Raw genomic sequence first — 20,868 nt, 5'->3', positions numbered from 1 at the left:
CTTTCTATTGCATCGGGTCGGACAGGACCCGTTCGATCTCTGATGCGGGAAGTGCGCCTTGGCGCAGGATCTGGAGCCCGCCGTGCTGGAACGACACGATGGTCGAGGCGTCGCGACACGGGGTCTCGCCGGCGTCGACGGCAACATCGACCCCCTCCAGGATGCGACCTTCGACGGCGGCAAAGCTTGCCGGCGAGGGCGCGCCGTGTGTGTTGGCGCTCGTGCAGGCAAGGGGACTGCCGCAGGCGCGGATGAGCGCTTGGACCACGGGAGAGGCCGAAGCGCGCAGGGCCACGGTGTCGTCGGCAGCACGCATAAAGGTCGGCACGCAGGGAGCCGCCTTGACCACGATAGTCAGGGCTCCCGGCCAGCATCGTCGCGCAAGTACGCGGGCATCTTCCGGGATATCCACGCCATAGCGGTCGAGTGCTTCGGCATTATCAACCAGCCAGGCGACCGTTTGGGTGAGTTTGCGCTGCTTGAGGGTAAAGATGCGGCGGTAGCCGGTACCGAGCGCAGGGACCGCGGCGCCATTGACGACAGCCTGCGGATCGCGCGGCCACGATGGGAATTCGCTTGTATCTTGGGGCACGGCGTCCGAGAAGGCGTTGACTGCCACGGCGACACCGTAGACGGTCTCGGTCGGGATCAAGGCCAGGCCGCCGCGGCCGAGCACCTCGGCCGTGCGCTCGACGGCGAGCCGATGCGGCTCGCGCGTTCCCTCGTATACCCGATAGACCGTCTGCATGTGTATGCCAGCCCCTTACGCTCTGGTGAAAGTTTGTTTACTGAGGGGCATTCTCGCACGAAACGTTCAACCTATTTGGCCAGAGTGCATGTTGGTTTGGTGAGCGGCTTTAGTAGTCGGTGAAAGTGAGGGGGTCATTGGACTGCGATGAACTTCTTTGGCCTGCCGGCGTGGCGTTTTTGGGCGGCGTAGCGCTCGATGCTGTCTATCGTTATCATCCGACGGCCGTCGACAAGTTCAACATCGAGCTTTCCGGCTTTGACCAGCGCGGTAATCCGCGGAGCGGAGACTTTGAGGTCCAGCGCTGCGTCTTTAAATGTTCGGCACGCCGCTTCCCGAGCGTCCTCGTGGTCGATTTCGACTGAAAGGGCCACGACCTCGGCCGAGCGTTCGTACCCTGCCGGAGTCAAACCGTTGTTGAGGTCGTCGGCCAAAAACGCCATCAGCGCCTCGGTGGCATGGGCAATCGCTTCTTCGCGCGTATCGCCATCGGCAAAAGCGCCGGGAATCTGCGGGAAGCTGGCGCAGTACCCGTCGTCTTCTTTTATGAGAACGCAGTCATAGGTAAATCGCTGCCTCATTTTGCCTCCAACTACCATCCAGCTTGGCGACGAATACTTGCCCACGTGCCCTTCTTTGGTCGATCACCACCAGAGCCGTTCACGGTGACAACACGGTCGCCAGAAACATACTTAGCATGACTACCGACTTGCGCGACCTTCACGAATCCATCGTGCTTGAGTAGGGCAATGATTTCCCGAAAGGTAGGAGGTTGCATGGGCCGACCTCTTTCAGCCGTCCTAATTATAAACTAGTTTATAATTTTTGCTAACCAGTTAATAAATATTACTGGCGCTGTTTGGGCTCGGTGACGATGGCTCGGACGATGCGGGGGCGATCGGTGAGGTCGCGGACGATGCGCACGTCCGAGAGACCCGCCTGGCGGCAGAGCTCGGCGGCGGCGTCGAGGGCACCCTCGTAGAGCTCGCAGGCAAACAGGCCGCCGGCGCGCAGCATGTAAGGCGCCGCATTGAGCAGGCGGCGGAAGATATCGAGGCCGTCGGCGCCGCCCTCAAGCGCCAGGTCGGGCTCGAAGTCCTTGACCTCGTGCGGCAGTGAGCGCATGACGTCGGTCGGAATGTAGGGCGGATTGGAGACAAGCACATCAAAGGTGCCCCACTCTTCGCGGGGAATGGAACTCACCAGGTTGGTGAGGCTAAAGGCGACCTCATCGGATGTGAGACCGAGCGCGTCGCGGTTTTTGGTGGCCAGATCGATAGCGCGCGGCTCGATATCGGTGGCGGTGCAGGTAACGTGGCCGCGGCGCTCCCAGGCAAGGGAGAGCGAGATGCAGCCCGTGCCGCAGCCGACCTCGAGAACGCGGGCGATGCGGGGCTCGGCTGGGGCAGGCGAAGCGGCATCCTGAGCTGAAGCCGTCTCCTGGTCGGCACCCTCGATGGCGATGCCGTATTCGTCGAGCTCGGACTCGGCGGCTTCCGCGACTTCGGCTTCTGCTGCCTGCGCGGCGGCTTCCTCGGCCTCGCGGTCGGCCAGCTCCTCGGCATAGGCACGGCTGCCGAGCACGTCGCTACCCAGCGCAGCCTCATCGGCGGCCGTCAGGTTGGCGGCACGGCGCTCGGCGGTCGCGCGTTCGTCTGCCAGCGCGGCCTCAGCCTTGCGTGCCTCCTCGACCTCATCGTTCCAAGGCAGCTCAACACGCTGACGGGCAGCAGCCTCGGGGCTCAGCACCTCGGCATCCAGATAATTGAGGACTTCCTCGACGAGCATCTCGGTCTCGGGACGCGGAATGAGCACGCCGGGGGCGCACGTGACGTCGATCATGCGAAACTGCGTGCTGCCGGTGATGTACTGCAGCGGTTCACCTTTAGCGCGACGAACAACGGCCGCGTGCATGGTCTCGAGCTGAGCCGCGTTAAGCGTCTCGTCCATGCGCATATATAAGTCGATGCGTGCCAAACCCGTGGCAGCGCAGAGCAGCCACTCGGCAGAAAGACGGGGGTGCTCCTCGCCGCGCTCGGCCAGGTACTCCTTGGTCCACTCGAGACAACGCTTGATGGTCCAAATCTCGTTTGCCATGGGGCCCTCCCCTCTTAAGCGCCGGACGGCGCGCGAATGTCGGAGCAGATTGTACGCGAGGGCGGCACGCGGCAAGGGACGATTGGAAGCGATTATCGAGAATCAGCCCAGAATTTTGCTTGAATCGCAATCGAAGTGTTCATTCGTCGACGTCTAAATCTGCATCCGTCAAGCTTTTGGCAAGGTTGCCCCAAAACTGACCAATATCTAACCAAGAACTTGCCAAATCACTTGACGCGCGACGCATCAAAAATCGCCCCGCGACTTCTCGGACGATTTTTTGAGCATTATTTTCGATAGCAGATGAATGCCGCTAATTTCTTTGAGCAGGTAGCCGGCTTAATGGCCATCAAAGCCGATTAAATAACATCTCAAAGCAATGTGCCCAACCTAGTCATTTAAGAACGTCCCCAATGACTAAAATGCCATCACAGCCGACTGAATATAATATCAAGGCAATGTCCCCAATGACTCCCTACGGATCATTTGACAACCAAGAAAACGCCGATGTTTTGGCAATGCCAGCGAGCGACGTCCAGAGCGAACAAGTTGGCATGAAAAAGGCAAGGCATAGACCTTCTGGTCATGCCTTGCCTTTTGAATGACAAATTGTCGCTCTGGGCGGCGCGCAGCGTCGAGCCGTTACGCGGTTTGGCAAAACCGCGTAACCCACTACACAGCCTGCGCCAGCTTCTCGGCTCGCTCGGCGGCGGCGAGTGCCTCGATCACGGTGCCGAGCTGATCGCCCAGAAGGACGCCGTTGTAGGTGGAGTTGAAGCCGATGCGGTGATCGGTCACGCGGTCCTGGGGCTGGTTGTAGGTACGGATCTTCTCGGAACGGTTGCCATGGCCGATCTGGCTCTGGCGCTCGGCACCGAGCTCGGCCTGCTGCTTCTCGAGCTCCATCTCGTACAGACGGGCACGCAGCATCTGCATGCAGACCTCGCGGTTCTGGATCTGGGAGCGCTGCTCCTGCGACTGCACCACGGTGTTGGTGGGCAGGTGGGTAATGCGCACGGCGGAGTAGGTGGTGTTAACGCACTGACCGCCAGGGCCGGAGGCGCAGTAGGTGTCGATGCGCAGGTCGGACTGGTTGATCTGGACGTCGATCTCCTCGGCCTCGGGAAGCACGGCGACGGTAGCCGTGGAGGTCTGAATGCGGCCCTGGGACTCGGTCTTGGGGACGCGCTGGACGCGGTGCACGCCGGACTCGTACTTCATGACGGAGTAGACGCGGTCGCCCTCGACCTTGAACTCAATGGACTTAAAGCCACCGGCCTCGCTGGGGCTGGAGTCGAGCACGGTAGTCTTCCAGCCGCGCGACTCGCAAAAGCGCTGATACATCTTGTACAGGTCGCCGGCGAAGATGGCCGCCTCGTCGCCACCGGCGGCGGAGCGGATCTCGACGATGGTGTTCTTGTCGTCGTTGGGGTCGCTCGGGATGAGCATGTACTTGATGTCTTCCTCGAGCTGGGGAAGCTTGGCCTCGTTTTCGGAGATGTCCATCTGGAGCATCTCCTTCTCATCGGCATCGGTGGTATCGTGCAGCATTTCCTTGGCAGCCTCGATGTCATCGAGCGCGCCGATGTACTCGCGCGAGGCGGCGATGAGGTCGGACTGGTGCGCGTATTCCTTGTTGAGACGCGTGAACTCCTTGATATCGGAGGCGACGGCCGGGTCGGAAAGCTTCTTCTCGAGCTCCTCGTAGGCCTTGATGATCTTTTCGAGCTTGTCGCGCATGACGGACTCCTTTATATGCGTGAAGGTGAAAATCGGCAGAATTGATGGGGCGCGGGGCGCCGCTGCGGGGGTAAGCCCGGCTAGAACATGTCGATCCTCAGATACATGCGCATCCCTTCGCGTATGGGGTACATAGTTGCGGTCTAACCCATACATGATAGCGTGCGCAGGCAAACCTGCATATAACCCGCACGGAATCCGACAAAGGGACAGTCCCTTTGTTGGATTCTAGAGCGTGTGGAGCAGAGCGATGAAAAAGCGGACACCCTGAAGGTAGACTCGGCGGGTAATGCGCTCGTTGGTGCCGTGGACGCCTCGGTCGCACTCGTCATCGTCGACCACAAAGGCCGAGAAACGAATGCACTCAGGGCAAATGCGCTGATAGTTGGCAGCGTCGGTCGCGCCGATCACGGTCGAGGGGACGATGCTGACAGGAGCCCCGCCCGTCGCACTCGGTCCGTTTTCCTCCGTCCCCTTTGGATCACGGAAATAGCGGGCGGCGATGGCGCGAACGGCCTCGAGCCCCGGTCCACCGACACGCGGAGACGGCGAAGGCTCGGAGCTGCCGGGGCCCAGCTCCACTTCGACACAACCGGCAAGGTCCGCCCCGGCAACCGCCTCACGGCAGCGCGCCACAACGTCGACCACGCTCGTACCCTCGAGCATGCGGAAGTTAATGTTGGCCCACATATCCTGCGGCATTACGTTGGCGCCGGTGCTGCCACCCTCGATCTGCGTGGGCGCGCAGGTGGTCGTCACCAGCGGATAGAGCTTTTTGCTGGCGAGGCAATCGCGGACAATGGCATCCCCGTTGGCGGCAATTTCATCGGCCGTGTAGAGCCCCAACTCGACGAGTTGAGCGGCAAGCAAGTCGGTCACGCGCGTCGGCCACTCGATATCGCAGATTGCGGTGATGGCACGGCTGAGCACCTCGAGCGATGTGCCGCCGTAGGGGTTGGACGAATGCCCGCCCTCACTCTTCGTCTTGAGTATGATATCGGCGTAACCCTTCTCCGCGAGGTCGGCATGCATAAGCCAGCCCTCGCCCGCGCCATACTCGGCAGCCGAAACAATACGGTAGTCACCCTCGTCGATCAGATATTCAAGTTCAACGCCACGCTCCTCGAGCACACGACCGATCGCCCCCGCGCCGTACTGCGTGGTTTCCTCGTCCTGGCCAAAGGCGAGCAGCAGGGTACGCTTGTGCTCCCAGCCGTGCGCGAGCGCATACTCAACCGCCTCGAGAATGCCTGCGACCTGGTCTTTCATATCGATGGCGCCGCGACCCCAAATGTAGGTGTCGTCCACATGTCCGCTAAAGGGGGCATGCGTCCAGTCAGCCTCGGTGCCGGGTACCACGGGAACCACGTCCATGTGGCCCATGAGCATAATGGGCTTGAGGGCAGGGTCGGAACCGCTAAGCGTCACCAATAGCGAATGGTCGATAAGCTCGACCTTACCCGCCGTAAATACGTGCGGCCAAGCCTGCTGCATATACGCGCGCAGGTCGTCGAACGGCTGCCAGTTCACCGCCTCGGCATCCATACTCGAGATGGTCGGAAACGACAGCACGCGGCCCAGGCGCTCGCACGCACCAGCTTCGTCCAAATCGGCAAAATCATCCTCATGCGCAAAGAAGCGCCAAACCTCGGCCATGACATCCTTTCGATTGTGATGACGAGGGCCGCCCCACGGGAGCGGCCCTGTCATGCAAACATTTGCGGTCGGTTACTTGTCCTCGAGATAACGCGAGAGGAACTCGCGGGTGCGCTGGTGTTTGGGGTTGCCAAAGAGCTCGGCCGGCGCGGCGTCCTCGAGCACCACGCCCTTATCCATAAAGACCACGCGGTCGGACACGGTTCGGGCAAAGGCCATCTCGTGCGTGACGACGACCATGGTCATGCCGTCGGCCGCGAGCTTGCGCATGACCTCGAGCACCTCGCCCACGATCTCGGGGTCGAGTGCCGAAGTCGGCTCGTCGAACAGCATGATCTGCGGATTCATGCACAGGGCGCGTGCGATGGCTACGCGCTGTTTTTGACCACCGGACAGGCGGCCCACGGCGGCGTGCGCGAACTTTTCGAGTCCCACGCTCGTCAGATGCTCCATCGCAATTTTTTCAGCCTCGGCCTTGCTCATCTTTTTGAGCATGACGGGCGCAAGCGTGCAGTTGTCGAGCACGTCCATGTTGTTGAACAGGTTAAAGCCCTGGAACACCATGCCGATGTCCTCGCGGAGTTTATTGATATTGCAGCGCTCGGCCGTAAGGTCCTGGCCGTGGAACCAGATGTGGCCCGCGTCCGGGGTCTCGAGCAGATTGAGGCAGCGCAGGAAGGTCGACTTGCCCGAGCCCGAGGCGCCGATAATGGTGACGACCTCGCCGGGGTTAACGGACAGGTCGATGCCCTTGAGTACCTCGAGCGAGCCGAAGCTCTTGCGCAGGCCCTCAACGCGGATGAGCGGCTCATTGGTCTGTGCGGCGGCCGCAACGCCGGTAGTGGCGGTATCTGCCATGATGATTCTCCTCGTCTTAAGCCTAGTTAGAGCTGGGCAGCGTGGCCGGAGCCTCGGCACCGAGCTTTTTGCCAAAGGCTTCGAGCAGGCGGCTCGCCACGAGCGTCAGGATCAGGTAGACCACGAGCGCCACGCAGTAGACCTCCATCTGGCGGTAGTACACGCCGGCGACCGTGGTAGTAGCGTACATAAGGTCGAACACGCCGATGACCGAGAGCACCGACGAATCCTTGATGTTGATGATGAGCTCGTTGGTGAGCGCCGGAATCGCATTTTTAATGCCCTGGGGGAACACGACTTTGCGCATGGCCTGCCACTGCGACAGGCCCAGCGATCGCGCCGCCTCGGCTTGGCCGGGATCGATGGACTCGATGCCGCCGCGCAGGACCTCCATCATGTAGGCGGTGGAGTTAAGCGAGATGGTGACGAGGCCGGCGGTAAAGGTGCTCCAGATCTGGTTGGCCTGGGCGGTCTCGAAGCCCATGCCGCGCAGAACGGTAAAGCCCGCGTAATAGATAAGCAGGCCCTGGACCATCATGGGCGTGCCGCGCACAATGGTGGAGTAGACGGTCGCGAAGCCGCGGCCGATACTCTTAAAGAAACGCACCAAGTCGTTGTCCACGCGGTCGAACGTCTGAATGCGCAAAAACACAAAGAGCAGTGCCAGGAAGAAGGCGATGACGGTGCCGAAGGTGGCAAGCGCGATGGTGATTTCGATGCCGCGGATGAAGAAGTCGCCGCTCTTGTAGGTCATGTAGACCAGGCTCGACAAAAAGTCGCTGGGGTTGGAATCCGAGACAATGCTCACCTGCACCAGGTCGATAAACGACATGATGCAGCGGTCCACGAAAAAGATCGCTGCGATGGCGACCACAACATAGCTACCCAGGCGCGCGCCGCGGCGGAAACGCTCGGAGGCGAACGGCGACTTTTCGCGATAGTCGTTCCAGTGCATGAGCTTGGTGACGAGTGCCGCCGCCGACACGACGACCCAGGCCCACAGGATCGCCCAAAGGCAGTCCTGGAAGATGCCAGTGGGCGCCAAAAAGCTCAGCGGCGTGGGGTTGCGCTGGCTAAACGCCAGGCCAAGCGCCGCGATGACGCTCGTGCCCAGGTATACGTAACGGTGATCGGCCTTGATAAAGGAGGCCAGGCGATTGACGGTTTTCATGCTGCCTCCCTATGCCGGCTGACGGTCGAGGCACGCGTCCCACATTTGGTCGCGCTCCTCTTGGCTAATGCCCTTGAGTGTCTTGTCGATGAGCTTAAGCAGTTTGTCCGAGCCCTTGCGGCAGCCGACGTTTGCCGCGACCTCCTGCTTAAAGCCCTCGCCTTCGGCAAAATGAATGGGAACGATGCCCGGGTTTTGAGCCATATAGCCCTTCTCGTTCTCGGTGTTGTAGGTCACGGCGTCGCAGGTGCCCTGCAGCAGGTTCGAGAACACCGTGGGGACGGAGTCGACCGGGTTTTTGTGCACAACGCCCGGGATCTCGTCGATGACGGTGTCGAGCATGGTGTCCTTTTGGCCGAGCACCGTGGCACCGCTAAAGTCGCTAAGCTTGGTGGCGTTTTGGTAGGGCGAGCCCTCTTTTACGAATAGGCCAAAGTAGCCAATGAAGTACGGGTCGGAGAAGCCGACCGACTCTTCGCGCTCGGGCGTGGCGCTCATGCCGGCGATGATGAGGTCGATTTGGCCGTTGTTGAGCGAATCGATAAGGCCCGAAAAGCTCTGCTTGACGGCAACGGGCTCGCCACCGAGGGCCTTGCAGACGATCTTGGCGATCTGCACGTCGTAGCCATCGGCATAGGCGCCCTGCACGTTGTCGATGGGGATGGTGTACTCGCTGGCTTCGGAGACCTGCCAGTTGTACGGGGCGTAGGCCGCCTCCATGCCGATACGGATCTTGTCCTTGCCGATCACGGAATCGGACAGGTCGTCGCGACCGCCGCCCGTCGTGGGCTGAACTACTTCCAGCGTGGAGGGACGCTGGCAACCGGCAAGTGCGCCGGCGACGACAGAAGCGCTCGCAGCGAGAGCATTACCCAAAAAGATGCGACGGCTGCATATCGGCTGGACATGCATGCCGCGCTGTTGTCGAGATTGCATCTGATGCCTTCCCTATTTCGTTTTGCTGACAATAAGACAGGATATACGCCAGCGACCAGCAGCGCAGTACAAGCTCGAAAAATTAATAGACACACGGTAGTCATTGGGAGCGTCGATGTTTTGGCAATGCCAGCGAGCGCCGCCCAGAGCAAACAAGTTGGCATGAAAAAGGCAAGGCATAGACCTTCTGGTCATGCCATGCCTTTTGAATGACAAATTGTCGCTCTGGGCGGCGCGCAGCGTCGACCGGCCCGCCGTTCGTCAGAACGGCGGAACCTCTAGAGCAAGGTGACGCTAAAGCTACGTTTGTCGGTAGCGCCGGGAGCCAAGGTGATGGTGTTGACCTTGTGCTCAAAGACGTCGTCCTCGGTGTCCATGGTGGTGTGACCGGTCCAGGGCTCGAGCGCCACAAACGGGGCGTCGTTGGCGGCAGACCACACGCCAATGTACTTAAAGCCCTCAAAGTCGATCTTGACGCCGTGGCCCGACTTGCGGCCGCGCAGCGTGAGCGTGGAGCCCGGGGTATCGGTGAACATGATGGCGTCGTTATCGAAGCTGCGGTGCGTGATGGGCAGCACGTCCGAGTTATCGGGAGCCTTGTAACTGCCCTCGAACGTCATAAGACCGTCGGGCGTGATGATGGGAGCCTCATTAGTCCAAGCCTCGGTAAACGCCAGCTCGTAATCCTCGAATGCCTCGTCCTCGGCACCGGGAGCCGGTACGTTAAACGCGGGGTGGCCGCCCACCGAGAACGGCAGGTCCACGTCGCCGGTATTGGTGACGGCAAAGGTCTGGGTAAGTGTGGCGTCACCAGTCAGGGCATAGGTCATGTTGAGCTTAAAGTGGAACGGGAACGCCTTGAGCGACTCGGGCGTGTCGGTGATCTCGTACGTTACCGAGGAGCCGTCCTCCGAAACCTCGACCAGCTTGTGTTCGACGATGCGCGCGAGTCCGTGGCGCGGCATCTCGCAGGTGCCGGCCGCAGACGTCGCCGTGTTGTTGCGCAGCGAGCCCACAATGGGGAACAGGATGGGCGCATGCTTGCCCCAAAAGGCGGGGTCGCCCTGCCACAGATACTCGTTGCCGTTGAGGGCAAGGCTCGTGAGCTGGGCACCCATGGAATCGATGGCCGCGGTGAGGCCGCCGCGCTTGATGGTAGTGACAGTAGACATGCTACTTCCTCCAAAAGTAAACAATAGTGTCGAGGGCTATTGTCCCACTCTTGGCGGCGGGACGGGACGGCAGGCGATTATTGAGTAGCCATAGCGGAATGAGCGGCGAGTGCCTACTGGGTATCCACGTAAAGGTCGAACCTGCCCTGCGGTGTGGTGTCGACCGTGTCGGGCGCCTGTGAGTTAAAGCTCACGGGGACCATGCGCTTTGAGGCACGGAAGCGCGTGCCGTCGGTGGCGACGGGCGGTTCATCGACGGTGAGCTCGTAGTCGCCGGGCTTGAGCTCGATGCCGTCACCAGCGGAATTGACGTATTGATACTCGTCAATCGTCTGCCCTTTGAGCGTGCGCCCCACGATATGGATGAGCATTTGGCTGTCGCCGCGCGCGGTGTCCCACGTCGCGCCGTCCTTGACCTCGACCGACACATGTACCGAGCGCGTGCGGCTGAGCGATTGCTCGACAGACATCTCGACCTTGGCGGCGTCTTTTCGCTGTTGTTCGACATGGCTCCAGACGTTTCCAATTACCGAGCATGCGATAACGCCGGCCATAAAGGCGATAAGGATGGGGCCAAGCGGCGAGCGACGTCCTGCATCTTCCTCGCGAGACAGATTGGGGCGACGTGTGGGTGCGGGCGCCTGAGCGCCCTGCGAGGGCACGTCGAGAATACTGAAGGATGCCGTGCTGTCGGGGTCGATAGTGTGACGCGGCTGCGGGGTCTTTGCCGGCGAGATCGACATGTCGGCTGGCTCGCCGAGCGTGGCCGTAGCGTCGGCCTTGGCCTCGTCTGCCTCGGCCTGGGCCCAGGCTTGTTCGAAGGTCAGAGGCTCGACGGGGTCGAGGGCGGCGTCCGAGTCGGCGGCGACGTCGTTGCCGGTCTCGTCCTCGTCGCTCGACACGTCACGCGGCGTGGGTTCGTCCCACTCCTCGTCCGGAGCCTCACCCTCGCTATACCACCATTCAAAGTTATCGATATCCATACGGGGCGCCCCTTAGGCCTCGCAAATAAACACTTGCTAGCCTTATACCCTCAGATGACGCGGAAGCTCACCCGCGCCAAACACGAAAACCGTCACAACATTCGACGCTTTTCTTCGATTTCGAGATTTTCATCGAATGTTGTGACGGTTTGGGCGACTGGCCGGCAGCGCAATGTGACAAAGGGACTGCCCCTTTGTCACATTCTGCTAGAGTTGCAGGGATTGAATCCCGCTTATTCATGCGACATTGGAGTGACAACCTTGACCGCCGCAACCACGCCTAAAAGAAAGTCAACCGCCGCCGCGCTCTCCCCCGCGCGCACCAAGCTCTGCCTGGCGCTGCTCGTGCTGTTGGGATTCTCGCTCGGCTGCTCCGAGTTCGTGGTCATCGGCATCGAAAGCGACTTGGCAACGGAACTCGGCGTATCACTTGCCACTGCGGGCCAGCTCATCAGCGTGTTCGCGCTCGTCTACGCCATCGCTACGCCGACGCTTGCGCTCAGCACGGGCCGTTTTCGCCGCTACCAGCTGCTCGTGTGCTATAGCATCGTCTTTGTGCTTGGCAATTTGTTTATGGCACTGGCGCCCAACTTCCAGGTGCTCTTTATCTCGCGCATTGTCCTGGGCTCTGTCTCGGGTGCGCTGCTCGCCGTGGGCGTGACGTACATCCCTGAGCTTCTGTCCCCACAGCAAACTTCGCTTGCCATCTCGGTAGTATATGGTGCGTTTTCCGTGGCGATGGTCTTTGTGACCTCGATCGGTAAGTTTGTGGCCGACACGCTCGACTGGCACGTTGCCATGTGCGGCGCGCTGACCTTTGCCGTTTTGATCTGCGGAGCGCTCGTGGCGTTTATGCCGCGCGCTGGGCAAACCGACGAGCCCGCCACCTTTCGCGAGCAGGCGAGTCTGCTGCGCGAGCCGAGTATCATCACCGGCATGCTTATCTTTTTGTTTGGCGTGGGCTCGGTCTATGTGTTCTACGGCTACGTGACGCCTTATCTTGAGCAGGTGCTGGGCATGGGCACGGTCGAAGCCAGTACCACGCTTATGGCCTACGGCGTGTTCTGCCTGATCTCGAACATCCTGGGCGGATGGATCGATGCGCGCTTTGGCATGAAGGCGCTGCTTGTGACGTTTGTGCTGCAGGCGGTGGCATTGTTTGGGCTGTTTGCCGTAGGCGCTGCCATGCCGCTCGCACTTGTCTTTGTCTTTAGCCTGGCGATGCTCATGTACCTGTTCTCGGTGTCGTGCATCACGCACTTTATGGACGTGGCTCGCAGCCGCCATCCCAAATCGATGGTGCTCGCGAGCTCGGTAGAACCCATGGCGTTTAATGTCGGCATTTCGTTTGGCACCGCAGTGGGCGGCGCCGTGGTAAGCAGCATTGGTATTGCGTACGTGGGCGCAGTGGGCGCCGCGTTCTCGCTTGTGGCCTGGGCGCTCACGCTGGTGACGATTAAGTTGGCTCGCTGGGAGCGCAAGCGGGCGAGGGTGCAGGCGTAGATGCGATACTCGAGCTCGATGATGGCGATCGAAAGGAAACCACATATGCAACGTGTACTGTTTATCTGTTATGGAAATATCTGCCGCTCGACGATGGCTGAGTCCGTGTTTACCGAGCTCGTGCGCCGCGCTGGGCGCGAGGCGGAGTTTGCCATTGATTCCGCCGCGACATCGACCGAGGAGATCGGCAATCCGCCGCATCGTGGCACCGTTGCCAAGCTGCGCGAGGTCGGGATTCCCGTCGTCGCCCATCGTGCACGCCAGGTGCGTCGCGCGGAGTATGGCGACTGGGATCACATTGTCTATATGGATGCCGAGAACGCGCGTGGCCTGCGTCGCATCTTTGGCAAGGACCCCGATGGCAAGATCTCGCGCCTGCTCGATTGGACCGATCGCCCCGGCGACGTGGCCGATCCCTGGTACACCGGCAACTTCGATGCCACCTACCGCGATGTGCTCGCCGGCTGCACGGCCATGCTCGAGCAGCTGTAGGCAAGCGAGGTCGCGGGCCACGCCTTTGTCGCATCGGGAACTGGCCCTAGACCGGCTTGACCTCCAGCTTTATCCCCTCGGCGCAGGAGTCGCCCAAAACATCCGAAAGGGCCCAGATCGCATATAGCGGCAAATAGAGAACCGCTCCGTTGCGCTCAACGTTGCCTCTCGAGAAAACAATCCCGAGCCTTACGCCATATTCAGCCGTATCAAGCACATGACCGAGCGCAGCGTGCGCGTGGTAATAGGAGCCCGATTTAACCTCGATCGGAACAGCCGTCCCATCCGGTCCATCGACCACAAAGTCCACTTCACCGCGCTTTTTTGTCTGATAGTAGTAAAGCTGGCGGTTTTGGGCAGCCAGCTGCTGGGCCACCACGTTTTCGTAAATGCCGCCCAGATTGGGCTCCTTGCTATCAAGATACGCCGCTTGGGCGACTCCAACGGGGTAGCGCGCCATCAACATGCCCGTATCCGATTGATATAGCTTGAACTGCGATGGCCGTGCCGTCTTGAGCAGGGGCGATTTTGGCTCGGTTACGATATCGGCTTTGAGAGCAACGCCGGCATCGACAAGCCATACAAAATCTCGCTGATACTTCTCGTAGTGAGCCTTGGGGTCAATGGAATTGAGCACGAAACGCTTGTTTTCGCCCTCGAGCATAATAGGGAGCTGATCGTAGATGCTCTGCACCTGAAGGGCTCGCCCGCTTGCATACTTGGGGATATCCCGCCGGTACTGTTCGTTGAGCTCTGACTGTAGCTGACGAACAGAGGCAAGGTCGCCCTGCGTGTCAAGGAAACGCTGCACGACCTCCGGCATTCCGCCGACAACGGTATAGGTCCTGAAGTTTGCCATCATCGCGTCATGAATGTAATCAGGAATGGGCCTCTCGCTGATGCACGCGTCACGTATCGTTTGGCGAGCCCCCTCGCTCACCCCGATTGCCCAGCAAAACTCCTCAAAATCGAGCGGGAACATCCTAAGCTCGTGGACATACCCCACGGGATAGGACCTGACGCCCTTGAACTGAGTCCCGAGCATTGACCCCGAAAACGCCCAACGGCACCTCCCGTCCTCAACAAGGAACTTTGCCATCGTCATGATGTCGGGGGCTTCTTGGACCTCATCGATAAACACGAGCGTTTTGCCTGGTGCAATCGACTTTCCCGAAAGAAGCGTCACCCTGCTGATGAAATCATCGGCATCCCGCGCCTCGAGAAGAGCATCTTTTGCCTGGCGGTTTTCCATGAGGTTAAGCTCGATGTAGGTTGCATGGTTGGCTTTGCCAAATGCGCGAATCGAATAGCTTTTGCCGATCTGGCGAGAACCCGTAATGAATAAGGCCTTTTGCTCGGCAGACTTCAGCCAATGCTCCAGTTCTGCCGCTATTTTCCTGCGCAGCATAGGCTCTCCCCTCAGTGTCATCAAATGAAATGCAAAGTTTTATACGCTTGATTATCGATGAAACGCAGAATTTTTAGAACCTAAAATCGGATGAAATGCAGAGATTTGAGATTACAAGCATAATAGAAGGGGCACCACCGGCGAATGTGACAAAAGAACTGTCCCTTTGTCACATTGCGCTCAGCTACTCGTCAACGATCTCGGCAAGCCAGACGTTCAGCGTATCGACCTCGGGGCAGCAGAACTTTGCCGTACCGGGCTCGTTGCCAGGCACGGTTCCGCCGTAGCGCAGGATATCGATATAGGGAAAGCCCACATGGCAGGCCATGGCGCACATCTTGCCGCGATCGCGGTCGAAGTCAAAAACGTCGCCCGGCTTGTGACCGTGGTGGCAGCGGCATGTGCCCAGCTGGTCAACGCAGCTAATGCGAATACGTGGGCGCTTGCCACGCGGTGCGCCGAGCGGCTTGTTCTCGCCCGTGGCCTCGGTGCCGCTCTCGTCGGCGTTACTCATGGTCGATCACATCCAGGCAGGCCTCGATGGGCAGGCCGGCGGACTTATCCTCCTGGTCGGCATTGCGCTCGATGAGCTCCGCTACCACACGCATGGCATCGCTCGTCGCGCGTTGCAGGCTCCAACCGGCCATAACGCGGCCGACAAGCACCGCCGAGAACGTGTCGCCCGTGCCCGGGAAGTAGACCGGTATCAGGTCGAAGGGAATCGTAAAGTACTCCCCCGCCACATGGTTGTAACCGATGACGACATTCGCACCGTCGACCACAGCACTCGTAATGACCACCGACTTGGCGCCCAGGACACGCACGGCATCCACAAGAGCGCGGCCCTCATCAGGCGTGATTTGCTCGGCAATGGGCGTATCGGTGAGCAGGCATGCCTCGGTGTAGTTTGGCACCGCATAGTCAGCGCACTCGAGCAGGCTGCGCATGAGACCGATCGTGGACTCGGGCACGCCGGCGTAGAGCTTGCCGTTGTCGCCCATGATGGGGTCGACGAACACCTTGGTGCCCTTTTGCGCACGGCGATGGCAAAAGTCCGAGATGATGCGCGTCTCTTCCTCGGTCACGATAAAGCCGGTCGAGATGGCGTCGAACTCAAACCCGAGCTCCTCCCAGATAGCGAGGCTCTGGCGCACGTACTCGGTGGTGTCATGGATGTAGAACTTGGGATAGTTGAGCGTATCGGACACAAGTGCCGTCGGCAGGTTGTGGATACGGTAACCCATGTGCGACAGCACCGGCAGCATGGCGGAAAGCGCGACCTTGCCGTAGCCGCACATATCGTTGATCAGCAGCAGCTGAGTGTTCTTCATGAGAGTCCCCCTTGGGTCGGGCGCGGCACGATGGCGCCATAGTGCAACTAAGTGTAGCGCAGGGGACGTTGTGAACGGGCGCTGGCGCCGCGGAGGACGAATTGTTGCGGAAAGGTTTCGGAAATGAGAGAGCAGCCTGTCCCCTGCACCAATCCCTTGACAAGAAGTGTCCCCATCTACCGGCACAAGAGGAACGTCCCAAGTGCCAAAACGACTAGTCGGGCAACGCCGATGTTTTGGCAAAGTCAGCGAAAGCCCGCCAGAGCGAGCAAGGTGCCTTGAAACGAGGCGGCATTGACCTTCTGGTCATGCCGCCGAAGTTGAAAGGTAGATTGCCGCTCTGGCGGGCTTGCAGCGTCGAGCCGTTACGCGGTTTGGTAAAACCGCGTAACCACTAGTTTGGTACCTTGACATTTATTTCTCACGCTCCTAGATTAGTTAGGCACAAAACAATTCATCTACCTAACTAAAGAAAGGAGCGAAGATTAGATATGTGTGTTGAACCACACGCCCATCCGCATGAACCCGGCGACGACCCCTCGCAGCCGGCAGACGAGCCCGAGACTCAGTCCAAGGAGGACCGTCTCGCCAAGAGAATCCTCCATGGGCTGGGGTTTTGCGGCCATTACATGCATTTTCACGGCGGCGGCATATCTGGCAAGGCGCCCATCGTCTGCCTGCTCGCCAAGCAGCCGACCGGCGAGCTGTCCCAACAAGAGCTCGGCATGCACTTCGACCTCAAGCCGGGGTCCCTTTCCGAGATTCTGTCCAAGCTCGAACTGGGCGGTCTTATCGAGCGCAGTCGCAATCCCAAAGACCGTCGGCAGCTCACCATCCGCCTGACCGATGCGGGATGGGAAAAGGCCCGCGTTGAGCAGGCAGCCCACATTCGCTTTAGAGAGCAGGCCTTTAGTGCCCTCACCCACGACGAGCGCGAGGACCTCGCCGAAATGCTCGAGAAAATCCGTGTAACCTGGGAGGAACTGGATGATTAAAACCCTCATGGGCAGCATCCGCGACTATATGAAAGTCACTGTTGCCACGCCATTGCTCGTGCTTGGCGAGGTGCTCTGCGAGATGCTGATTCCATTTATCACCGCCAACCTGATCGATGCCATCAAAGACGGCGCCACCGTAGCCGAGATGCTTCCCACCGCGGGCTTTTTGGTGCTCATCGCGCTGACGTCGCTTGCTTTTGGCGCCGCTGCCGGCGTCACCTGCAGCCATGCGAGTTGCGGCTTCGCTAAGAACCTGCGTCACGACCTGTTCTACAAGATCCAGACGTTCAGTTTTGCCAACATCGATGAGTTCTCAAGCTCCTCGCTCGTCACGCGCCTGACCACCGATATCAACAACGTGCAGCAGGCCTTTATGATGATCATCCGTATCGCCGTGCGCGCGCCGCTGGTATTGATCTTCGCCTTTACCATGGCATTTATCATGGGCGGCAGCGTCGCCATGGTCTACCTGGTCATCATTCCGCTGCTGGGCTTTGGGTTGTTCTTTATCATCTTTAAGGTGCGCCCCATCTTCTCGCGCGTGTTCCACAAGTACGACGCCCTTAACGAGTCCGTTGAGGAAAACGTCACCGGCATGCGCGTAGTTAAGAGCTATGTGCGCGAAGACTTTGAGAAGGAGAAGTTCGCGACCTCTGCGCGCGACGTCCAGATGGACTTCACCCGCGCCGAGAAGCTGCTTGCCCTTAACAACCCCATGATGAACATCTGCGTCAACGGCGCGTTTGTCGTCATCATCTACCTGGGCTCCAAGCTCATCATCACGAGCCAGGGCACGCTGTTCGACGTGGGCCAGCTCTCCTCGATCTTTACCTATGGCTTCCAAATCCTCATGAGTCTGATGCAGCTGTCGATGATCTTTGTCATGGTGACCATGGCCGACGAATCGGCACACCGCATTACCGAGGTGCTGGCCGCCGAGCCCACGATCGCCGATCCCGCCGAGCCCGTGCTCGAGGTTGCCGACGGTTCCATCGACTTTGACCACGTGAGCTTTAAGTATTCCGCGCATGCGAAGCGCCAGGCGCTCGACAATATCGACCTGCACATTAAGAGCGGCGAGACCATCGGCATCATCGGCGGCACCGGCTCGGCCAAGTCCACGCTCGTAAACCTCATCGCCCGTCTGTACGACACCACCGAAGGTACCGTGCGCGTGGGCGGCGTGGATGTGCGCGACTACGACTTGGACGCTCTGCGTCACCAAGTGGCCATGGTGCTGCAGAAAAACGTGCTGTTTAGCGGCACCATTGCCGAGAACCTGCGTTGGGGCGACCCGAACGCCACCGACGAAGAGGTCCGCGAGGCGGCACATCTGGCCTGCGCCGACGAGTTTGTCGATGGCTTCCCCAAGGGCTATGACACCTGGATCGAGCAGGGCGGCTCCAATGTCTCGGGCGGTCAGAAGCAGCGCCTGTGCATTGCGCGTGCCCTGCTGCGTCGCCCCAAGATCTTGATCCTGGACGACTCCACCAGCGCCGTCGACACCAAGACCGACGCCAAGATCCGCGCGGGGCTGGCAAGCTATCTGCCCAACACGACCAAGCTCATCATCGCCCAGCGCATTAGCTCCGTGCAGGACGCCGATCGCATCATCGTCATGGAGGGCGGCCGCATCGCGCAGATCGGCAACCACGATGAGCTGCTCAAGACGAGCGAGATCTACCGTGAGACCTTTACCTCGCAGAACAAGATGTCTGCCGAGGGCGAAGAGGCCGTCGAAGCCGACACCGAGGCATCCGCAACACAAGCTCAGACCCAGGAAGGAGGCGAGGCACATGAGTAAGGCAACGACCGCCGAGCGCGCGCTCAACCGCAAGGGTGGCACCATGTCGCGCCTCATCAAGACGCTCTTTGGCTTCTACCCCGTGCTTTTGCCCCTCGTCGTCGTCGGCGTGGTGCTCTGCGCCATCATCAACTCCATCGGCGCGACCTTCCTTCAGAGCGCCCTGCAGATTATTAGCGAATCGTGGCAGTCGGGCGATTGGGAAGCTGCACAGCCCAAGATCGCACAGCTCGTGACCACCCTCGCCTGCATCTACGGCGTCGGCATCCTGTCCTCGCTGTTCTGGAACCGCGCCATGGCCATCGTCACGCAGGGCTCGCTCGAGAAGCTGCGCGAGAAGATGTTCAACCGCATGCAGGACCTGCCGATTCGCTACTTCGACACGCACCAGCGCGGCGACATCATGAGCCACTACACCAACGACATCGACACGCTGCGCCAGATGATCAGCCAGTCGCTGCCCAACCTGCTCATGACGACCATCGTCATCGTCACGGTGTTCTTTATCATGCTGTACTACAGCGTTTGGATGTGCCTGGTCATTGTGGCAGGCGTCGCCTTTATGACCTTTATGACCAAGCTGCTCGGCTCCAGCTCCGCGCGCTTCTTTATTGCGCAGCAGACCGAGCTCGGCGTTGTCGAGGGCCATATCGAGGAAGTCATGAACGGCCAGAAGGTCGTCAAGGCATTCTGCCACGAGTCTGCCGCCGAGGCCGATTTTGACGAGCGCAACGAAAAGCTCTTCGAGGTCTCGCAGAAGGCCAACATGTACGCCAACATCCTCATGCCCATCCTTATGAACCTGGGCAACCTGCTCTACGTGCTGGTCGCACTGGCAGGCGGCATTTTCCTGGCGCTGGGCGTGCCCAACCTGAGCATCTCGGGCATGGCACTGTCCATCGCCGTCGTGGTGCCGTTCCTCAACATGACCAAGCAGTTCTGCGGACAGATCGGCCAGATCTCGCAGCAGATCAACGCCGTGGTCATGGGCCTCGCCGGCGCCGACCGTATCTTTGAGCTCATCGACGAGAAGCCCGAGGCCGACGAGGGCTATGTGACGCTCGTCAACGCTCAGGTGAACCCCGACACCTGGCAGCTCGAGGAGGCCGACCACCACACCGGCATGTGGGCGTGGAAACATCCGCACCGCGCAACCGGCGAGATCGAGTACGTGCCGCTGCGCGGCGACCTGGTCATGGACAACGTCGACTTTGGCTACACGCCCGACCACGAGGTGTTGCACGGCGTGTCCGTGTTTGCCAAGCCGGGCCAGAAGGTCGCGTTTGTCGGCGCCACCGGTGCCGGCAAGACGACCATCACCAACCTCATCAACCGCTTCTATGACATTGCCGACGGCAAGATCCGCTACGACGGCATCAACGTCAACAAGATCCGCAAGGCAGACCTGCGCCGCTCGCTGGGCGTGGTGCTGCAGGACGTGAACCTGTTCACCGGCACCGTGATGGATAACATCCGCTACGGCAACCTGGACGCCACCGACGAGGAGTGCATCGCGGCGGCCAAGCTCGCGGGCGCGGATGACTTTATCACCCGCCTGCCCGACGGCTACGACACCATGCTCACCGGCAACGGCGCGCAGCTGTCGCAGGGCCAGCGTCAGCTGATTTCGATCGCACGCGCCGCCGTCGCCGATCCGCCGGCAATGATTCTGGACGAGGCCACGTCGAGCATTGACACCCGCACCGAGGCTATCGTGCAGGCCGGCATGGACAAGCTCATGGAGGGCCGCACGACATTTGTCATCGCGCACCGCCTGTCCACCGTGCGCAACTCCGACGCGATCATCTGCCTGGACCACGGCCGCATCATCGAGCGCGGCAACCACGACGAGCTGATCGCCAAGCGCGGGTATTACTACCAGCTCTATACCGGAGCGTTTGAGCTGGAGTAGTTCGGCCCGCCGAGATGGCCGATTTGCTGCTCATTCGTCGGGCATGACCCTAAGGTCAA

The 20,868-nt window shown here is 60.2% G+C and carries 19 protein-coding genes; 5 read left to right on the top strand and 14 right to left on the bottom strand.

The window, feature by feature from the left end; genetic code table 11:
• Positions 1-4: 4 nt before the first annotated feature.
• The 11 genes from ABCP74_RS06475 to ABCP74_RS06430 all read right to left on the bottom strand — a co-directional run bounded on the left by ABCP74_RS06475 (position 5) and on the right by ABCP74_RS06430 (position 11,361).
• Positions 5-748: an L-threonylcarbamoyladenylate synthase gene (locus tag ABCP74_RS06475; protein ID WP_117770548.1), complete on the bottom strand. Its 744-nt coding sequence runs from the start codon at positions 746-748 to the stop codon at positions 5-7.
• Between the two features lie 134 nt (positions 749-882).
• A complete protein-coding gene (locus ABCP74_RS06470; RefSeq protein ID WP_147333371.1) occupies positions 883-1,374 on the bottom strand; it encodes a type II toxin-antitoxin system HicB family antitoxin in 492 nt (163 codons plus the stop codon).
• Positions 1,341-1,526: a type II toxin-antitoxin system HicA family toxin gene (locus ABCP74_RS09440; RefSeq protein ID WP_089573106.1), complete on the bottom strand. Its 186-nt coding sequence runs from the start codon at positions 1,524-1,526 to the stop codon at positions 1,341-1,343. The genes ABCP74_RS06470 and ABCP74_RS09440 overlap by 34 nt, the downstream gene beginning before the upstream one ends.
• A 68-nt stretch (positions 1,527-1,594) precedes the next feature.
• On the bottom strand, positions 1,595-2,845 hold the full coding sequence (locus ABCP74_RS06465) for a N5-glutamine methyltransferase family protein (RefSeq protein WP_117770546.1): 1,251 nt from the start codon (positions 2,843-2,845) through the stop codon (positions 1,595-1,597).
• A 672-nt stretch (positions 2,846-3,517) separates the two neighbouring features.
• Complete coding sequence (prfA, locus tag ABCP74_RS06460) at positions 3,518-4,585, bottom strand: peptide chain release factor 1 (protein ID WP_035138783.1); 1,068 nt, start codon at positions 4,583-4,585, stop codon at positions 3,518-3,520.
• A 228-nt stretch (positions 4,586-4,813) separates the two neighbouring features.
• On the bottom strand, positions 4,814-6,241 hold the full coding sequence (locus ABCP74_RS06455; RefSeq protein WP_117770545.1) for a M20/M25/M40 family metallo-hydrolase: 1,428 nt from the start codon (positions 6,239-6,241) through the stop codon (positions 4,814-4,816).
• A 72-nt stretch (positions 6,242-6,313) separates the two neighbouring features.
• Positions 6,314-7,099 (bottom strand): amino acid ABC transporter ATP-binding protein, encoded by a 786-nt coding sequence (locus tag ABCP74_RS06450; RefSeq protein ID WP_117770544.1) that lies wholly within the window; start codon positions 7,097-7,099, stop codon positions 6,314-6,316.
• 22 nt (positions 7,100-7,121) lie between these two features.
• Positions 7,122-8,270: an amino acid ABC transporter permease gene (locus ABCP74_RS06445; RefSeq protein ID WP_117770543.1), complete on the bottom strand. Its 1,149-nt coding sequence runs from the start codon at positions 8,268-8,270 to the stop codon at positions 7,122-7,124.
• 9 nt (positions 8,271-8,279) lie between these two features.
• Positions 8,280-9,206, bottom strand: a complete 927-nt coding sequence (locus ABCP74_RS06440; RefSeq protein WP_217108333.1) for a transporter substrate-binding domain-containing protein — start codon at positions 9,204-9,206, stop codon at positions 8,280-8,282.
• Between the two features lie 278 nt (positions 9,207-9,484).
• Positions 9,485-10,378, bottom strand: coding sequence for an aldose 1-epimerase family protein (locus tag ABCP74_RS06435; RefSeq protein WP_217108334.1), 894 nt, complete (start codon positions 10,376-10,378; stop codon positions 9,485-9,487).
• Positions 10,379-10,491: 113 nt separating this feature from the next.
• On the bottom strand, positions 10,492-11,361 hold the full coding sequence (locus ABCP74_RS06430) for a hypothetical protein (RefSeq protein ID WP_343001268.1): 870 nt from the start codon (positions 11,359-11,361) through the stop codon (positions 10,492-10,494).
• 252 nt (positions 11,362-11,613) lie between these two features.
• On the opposite strand from ABCP74_RS06430, the gene ABCP74_RS06425 reads away from it, so the two are divergent.
• Positions 11,614-12,864: an MFS transporter gene (locus ABCP74_RS06425; RefSeq protein ID WP_425458552.1), complete on the top strand. Its 1,251-nt coding sequence runs from the start codon at positions 11,614-11,616 to the stop codon at positions 12,862-12,864.
• A 45-nt stretch (positions 12,865-12,909) separates the two neighbouring features.
• On the top strand, positions 12,910-13,356 hold the full coding sequence (locus ABCP74_RS06420; protein WP_343001270.1) for a low molecular weight protein-tyrosine-phosphatase: 447 nt from the start codon (positions 12,910-12,912) through the stop codon (positions 13,354-13,356).
• A 46-nt stretch (positions 13,357-13,402) separates the two neighbouring features.
• Here ABCP74_RS06420 and ABCP74_RS06415 read toward each other — a convergent pair whose 3' ends face one another.
• The 3 genes from ABCP74_RS06415 to ABCP74_RS06405 all read right to left on the bottom strand — a co-directional run bounded on the left by ABCP74_RS06415 (position 13,403) and on the right by ABCP74_RS06405 (position 16,095).
• Entirely contained in the window at positions 13,403-14,764 is a 1,362-nt protein-coding gene (locus ABCP74_RS06415) for an ATP-binding protein (RefSeq protein WP_343001271.1), read from the bottom strand.
• Between the two features lie 184 nt (positions 14,765-14,948).
• Positions 14,949-15,278 (bottom strand): TIGR04076 family protein, encoded by a 330-nt coding sequence (locus ABCP74_RS06410; RefSeq protein ID WP_343001272.1) that lies wholly within the window; start codon positions 15,276-15,278, stop codon positions 14,949-14,951.
• Positions 15,271-16,095, bottom strand: a complete 825-nt coding sequence (locus tag ABCP74_RS06405; protein ID WP_343001273.1) for a PfkB family carbohydrate kinase — start codon at positions 16,093-16,095, stop codon at positions 15,271-15,273. Before ABCP74_RS06405 ends, ABCP74_RS06410 begins: the two co-directional genes overlap by 8 nt.
• Positions 16,096-16,586: 491 nt before the next feature.
• On the opposite strand from ABCP74_RS06405, the gene ABCP74_RS06400 reads away from it, so the two are divergent.
• The 3 genes from ABCP74_RS06400 to ABCP74_RS06390 are packed head-to-tail and all read left to right on the top strand — an operon-like array spanning position 16,587 to position 20,809.
• The gene (locus ABCP74_RS06400) at positions 16,587-17,090 is read left to right on the top strand and encodes a MarR family winged helix-turn-helix transcriptional regulator (protein WP_343011760.1); all 504 of its coding nucleotides are present in this window, start codon (positions 16,587-16,589) and stop codon (positions 17,088-17,090) included.
• Positions 17,083-18,897, top strand: a complete 1,815-nt coding sequence (locus ABCP74_RS06395) for an ABC transporter ATP-binding protein (RefSeq protein ID WP_343001275.1) — start codon at positions 17,083-17,085, stop codon at positions 18,895-18,897. Before ABCP74_RS06400 ends, ABCP74_RS06395 begins: the two co-directional genes overlap by 8 nt.
• A complete protein-coding gene (locus ABCP74_RS06390; protein ID WP_343001276.1) occupies positions 18,890-20,809 on the top strand; it encodes an ABC transporter ATP-binding protein in 1,920 nt (639 codons plus the stop codon). The genes ABCP74_RS06395 and ABCP74_RS06390 overlap by 8 nt, the downstream gene beginning before the upstream one ends.
• The last annotated feature ends 59 nt before the right edge of the window (positions 20,810-20,868 follow it).

It is taken from the genome of Collinsella aerofaciens (assembly GCF_039062315.1).
Classification (GTDB): Bacteria; Actinomycetota; Coriobacteriia; order Coriobacteriales; family Coriobacteriaceae; genus Collinsella; species Collinsella aerofaciens_BG.
The sequence above is the reverse complement of the archived record's forward strand: the minus strand, read 5'-3'. Positions and strand labels throughout refer to the sequence as shown.